This is a genomic window from Gelidibacter sp. (assembly GCF_035577925.1).
Taxonomy (GTDB): domain Bacteria; phylum Bacteroidota; class Bacteroidia; order Flavobacteriales; family Flavobacteriaceae; genus Gelidibacter.
Genome location: NZ_DATJCY010000185.1, coordinates 1 through 3,698, shown reverse-complemented (window position 1 = coordinate 3,698; position 3,698 = coordinate 1). Strand labels below are relative to the sequence as shown.

Annotated in this window: 3 protein-coding genes and 1 pseudogene; all 4 read right to left on the bottom strand. The window is 34.9% G+C overall.

Going from position 1 to position 3,698, the window contains the following annotated elements:
• Nucleotides 1–294 (bottom strand): annotated as a pseudogene (locus VNJ50_RS06845) (YbbR-like domain-containing protein); the annotation flags it as partial.
• Nucleotides 284–1,294: a glycosyltransferase gene (locus tag VNJ50_RS06840; RefSeq protein WP_325580293.1), complete on the bottom strand. Its 1,011-nt coding sequence runs from the start codon at nt 1,292–1,294 to the stop codon at nt 284–286. The pseudogene VNJ50_RS06845 and the gene VNJ50_RS06840, both read right to left, overlap by 11 nt.
• Before the next feature lie 82 nt (nt 1,295–1,376).
• Nucleotides 1,377–2,192, bottom strand: coding sequence for an enoyl-ACP reductase FabI (locus tag VNJ50_RS06835; RefSeq protein WP_325580292.1), 816 nt, complete (start codon nt 2,190–2,192; stop codon nt 1,377–1,379).
• A gap of 167 nt (nt 2,193–2,359) precedes the next feature.
• Nucleotides 2,360–3,698 (bottom strand): DNA repair protein RecN (locus VNJ50_RS06830; protein WP_325580290.1); only part of this gene is annotated, 1,339 nt, incomplete at its 5' end.

The following is a 3,698-nucleotide window of genomic DNA, read 5'->3' as shown; positions in this document are numbered from 1 at the left end:
CACTACATCTGTATTAAAATCAATTTGCAATATGGGTTTGTAAAACGAATATTTCAACAAATTAAATCCGTATGCAGTGACGGTAACTACTACTTTTTTTGAACTATCAACATCAATATGATGGGCTTCAGGAACATTGTTATAAACAAGATCAAATGAAATTGTTTCTGTATAATTTCTGGAAAGCTTGGTCAATGCCCAAAAACAAAAGGACAAAAGAAAAAACAGCCCAAAAACATTAAGTTTTTTACTTTTTAACGATTTAGAAAGCTTTGACTTTAATCTATGATACATGTTTAAAAAACAATTTTGGAAACCTCTCCTCCGGATTTTTCTTTAAAAACTTTATGGCAATTGTCGATTTTAAAAACCCATAGCCATAACCAAAAAACTGAACAAAAATGGCTACGACTGCAAAAATGGCAATGACTAAATTTTTGGTACTGAAAAGTGCCAATAAAAAAGCGAGTGCTAAATAAACTACATAAATATACAACAACCATTTTATACCCATCAAAAATAAGATACAACTTATAATAGCCCCTACCGAAAAAAATGTAGGCAGCCAAAAAATAAAGCGTTCGGATTTGGGGTGATAAGTGTTTAAAATAGGTCTTACTAATCCAAATTTATGGACTTGCTGGTAAAATTTGGACCAAGAAATACGTCGTTTATGATAAACAAAAGCTTCTTTTATAAGTTGGCTCTTAAAACCCAAATCTAGAAGACGCAATGACAGATCAGGATCTTCGCCGGGATGTATGATTCCAAAACCACCAGATGCTTCAAACGCTTTTTTTGAAATCCCCATATTAAAACTTCGCGGTTCAAACTTCCCAGTATCCTTCCCTCCTCGTATTCCGCCTGTGGTAAGAATGGAGGTCATTGCAAAATTAATGGCTTTTTGAAGGTTTGAAAAGGAGCTGTGCGCCGCATCCGGGCCTCCAAAACAATCAGTATAAAAATTTGATAAACTCTTAAAAACGGCTTGTAAATAATTTTCGGGCAATAAAACGTCTGAATCCAGGATGATAAAATAATTTCCGTTTGCACGCCGCATTCCGTAATTTCGAGAATCACCCGGGCCTGAGTTTTCCTTCACATAATAAGAAATTTTCAATCGTTCCGAAAATTGGTCAACCACATTTTTTGATGAAATTGACGAGCCATCCTCAACAATGCAGATATCATAATCAAAATCGCCTTTAAGTTTTGTAAAACTTTCCAAAAGCTCATAAACCTCATCGGGTCTATTATATACCGGAATTATAAATGAAAAATGCAATGTATCCATAGCTTACAAAGGTAAAGGAATCAAAACACAAAAGCCACCAAATGGCAGCTTTTGAAATCTTAAATTAAAATATTTTATTTGTTTATTTGCTCATAAAAGCATCCATAATTTCATTACTGACGCCCATATTACTGAATCCGCCATCATTATAAAGATTTTGGAGTGTTACACGTTTGGTCAAATCACTAAATAAAGTTACAGTATAATTGGCACAATCCAACGCGGTTGCGTTTCCAAGTGGCGACATTTTATCGGCATAAGCAATAAAACCATCAAACCCTTTAACACCTTGCCCAGCAGTGGTAGGTGTTGGCGACTGCGAAATGGTATTGACTCTTACTTTTTTCTCTTTTCCAAAGAAATAACCAAAACTACGTGCAATACTTTCTAAATACGCTTTGTTATCGGCCATATCATTATAATCCGGAAACACACGTTGTGCCGCCATATAACTCAAAGCAACAATACTTCCCCATTCGTTCATAGCATCGGCCTTGTACAAGGTTTGCATCACTTTATGGAATGACATTGCAGATACATCAGTTCCTTTTTGGGTCCATTCGTAATTTTGGTCGGTATAATGTTTGCCTTTTCTAACATTAATTGACATACCGATGGAATGAAGTACAAAATCGATTTTTCCTCCTAAAATTTCCATGGACTTAGCAACCAAATTCTCTAAATCCTCGATTGAAGTAGCATCGGCAGGAATAATTTGAGAACCTGTCTTTTTAGCCAATTCATCAATTTGACCCATTCGCATTGCTATTGGCGCATTGGTCAATACAAACGTACCGCCTTCTTCATGAACGCGTTCTGCTGTTTTCCAAGCAATTGAGTTTTCATCTAAAGCTCCAAAAATAATTCCTCGTTTTCCTTTTAATAAGTTGTAAGCCATGTTTATAATTTTTTTTATTTTATGCTAAGCAATTTAAGGGTCAAAGTTAATAAAACTTTAAACGTATTGCTCCGTTTTCATTTCTAATTCTTTGAATAATCCGTTTGAGAATCTTTGCATGATAAATGTAATATACAGAAATAATTGATTCCATAATCTAGAACCATTTAGTTCAACAATTGTTTGGCGTGCTCAATGGCCGAACTGGATAAATCCGAACCGCCCAACATTTGGGCAATTTCTATAACACGTTCATCGGCATTTAAACGTTTTAACTGGGTTTGCGTCACCTCATCTATATCTTCTTTAAATACTTTAAAATGCGTATCACCTTTTGCGGCAATTTGTGGCAAATGCGTTATTGTAAAAACCTGCATGGTTTTACTCATTTGTTGCATAATAGAAGCCATTTTATTAGAAATTTCACCTGACACTCCGGTATCAATTTCGTCAAACATAATGGTAGGCAGTTGGGTATAATTGGTCAATATCGATTTTATGGCTAACATAATTCGTGACAATTCACCTCCAGATGCTGCTTTTTTAAGTTCATTAAACTGCCCCCCTTTATTGGCAGAAAACAAGAACTTCAACTCCTCTTTACCGTTATCTAAAAAGCGATCTGATGGAATCAATTCCACACTAAATCTGGCATTTGGCATTCCCAAAGTAGCCAACAACGCTTCCAATTGTTCAGTTAATCCAGGAATTGCTTTGATTCTATTTTTACTGATTTTTGAAGCAAGATCATTAAGTTTTTGTTCAATAAAGGATAATTCTGATGCTTTTTGAGCAATAACTTCATCCAAGTTTTCTGAAACCAAAACTTTCTCACTCAATTCCTCTCTTATTTTAATCAATTCTAAAATATTTGAAACCACATGTTTTTGCATCAAATTATTCAAAACTTGCAGTTTTAAATTCACAACGTTCAATCGATCGGGATTGGCTTCCAAAGATTCTTGCAACGATTCTATTTCTGCAAACACATCGTCCAATTCTATCAAACTACTAGTGACGCGTTCATAAACCGATTTATAACTTGACGAAAAATCTGATAATTTGGAAAGTTGATTCTTAATCTCAGCCAAATGCGGCATGACTCCAATTTCCTGATTGCCCAACAATTCGTGGGAAGCGGTCAGACGTTCACTTATTTCTTCAATATTATTCAGTGTTTCATATTCTTCTTCAAGAGATTCTAGTTCACCATCCACCAATTTAGCATCTTCCAATTCCTTCAACAAAAACACATTATAATCCAATTCTTTTATGGCTTCAACTTTTTGTGTCTGTAATTTCTTTAAATCTGATTTTAAAGTTTTGAAATGCTGTAATTGAAGTGAATAATCATTCAACAAATTGCTGTTATTGGCCAACGCATCAATGACCTGAAATTGAAAATCGTCATTGGTCAATTGCAAGGTTTGGTGTTGCGAATGAATGTCCAAAAGATGTTCGCCAAGCACTTGCAGACCATTTAAGTTAACCGGCGTATCATTAACG